The organism is Pseudomonas sp. CFII68 (assembly GCF_000416195.1).
GTDB classification, from domain to species: domain Bacteria; phylum Pseudomonadota; class Gammaproteobacteria; order Pseudomonadales; family Pseudomonadaceae; genus Aquipseudomonas; species Aquipseudomonas kilonensis.
The window spans coordinates 1-1,202 of sequence record NZ_ATLN01000062.1 but is presented as its reverse complement, the minus strand read 5'-3'; the positions used below and the strand labels follow the sequence as shown (position 1 = coordinate 1,202).

Here is a 1,202-nt window from a genome sequence, read left to right as displayed (position 1 = left end):
CCAATTTCGCCGGAAAGCCATCATGCCTTGGACTACGAGAGACGCCATGAGCCTGAAACAAGAGTTCGTTGCCTTAGCACGGCAACCCGGCAGCAATAAACGTGAGCTGTGTCGACGATTCGGTATCAGCCCGCAAACAGCGTACAAGTGGCTCGAGCGCTACGAGGCGCAGGGTCAGTCTGGTTTACAAGAAAAATCCCGCAGACCAGCGACCAGCCCCAAACTGACCCAGACTGCTTTGGAGGCGCAAGTCATCGCGCTTAGGCAGGCCCATCCGGCATGGGGAGGACGCACGATTAGCTGCCTTTTGGAAAAGCGTATTGCTCCCAGCACCGTTACCAATGTCTTGCATCGGCATGGTCTGATCCAACCGTCTCAGAGGGAGCAAGCGGCAACGCTGCGATTTGAACACGACACGCCTAATGATCTTTGGCAGATGGATTTCAAAGGGCATTTTGCGCTGCAACAAGGACGATGCCACCCCCTGACCCTGCTGGATGACCATTCTCGGTTCAGCCTGGCCATTCAGGCTTGTGATAACGAACGGGGGGGCACGGTGAAGGAGAAGATGATTGAGGTTTTCCAGCGCTACGGCTTGCCGGCTCGTATCAACGTCGATAACGGCCCGCCCTGGGGCTCGCCACGCAATCCAGGGGAGATTACAGAGCTGAGTATCTGGCTGATTCGTCTGGGAATCCGAATCAGTTTCAGCCGTCCTCGACACCCCCAAACCAATGGAAAGCTTGAGCGTTTCCATCGTTCACTCAAAGCAGAAGTGCTCAATGGCCGTCAGTTTTCCACGCTAATGGATGCTCAGTCGGCTTTTGATCAATGGCGTGAAGTCTATAACCTACAACGTCCTCACCAGGCGCTGGGCTACAAGGTGCCTATGGACCGCTATCGGACCAGCCCCTGGGCGTATCCGCAGCAGTTGTCAGAGTTTGAATATGGGCCGGATGACGTGTTGGCCAAGGTTTATCACAGTCGATTTCGCTTCCAGAAACGCTACTTCAGCATCGCCAAAGGACTGGTTGGACAGCACATCGCAATACGCCCTAACGCTGAAAACGATGGCTTGTTTGACGTCTACTTCTGCCATCACTTTCTACGGACCTTCGACGTGAATAACCCTGACTACGGCGCATAATGTGTCCACTATGTCCCCGCACAGGTGTCAACCATGTGTCCGGTCCGTACACGCT

The 1,202-nt window shown here is 54.7% G+C and carries 1 protein-coding gene; it reads left to right on the top strand.

Translation table 11 applies throughout. The features are described from left to right. Positions 1-22 precede the first annotated feature (22 nt). A complete protein-coding gene (locus tag CFII68_RS17175) occupies positions 23-1,147 on the top strand; it encodes an IS481 family transposase (RefSeq protein WP_033062579.1) in 1,125 nt (374 codons plus the stop codon). The last annotated feature ends 55 nt before the right edge of the window (positions 1,148-1,202 follow it).

Excerpts from the sequence above, each read along its gene's own strand:
- CFII68_RS17175 (WP_033062579.1), top strand. The coding sequence starts at position 23 with ATGCCTTGGACTACGAGAGACGCCATGAGCCTGAAACAAGAGTTCGTT.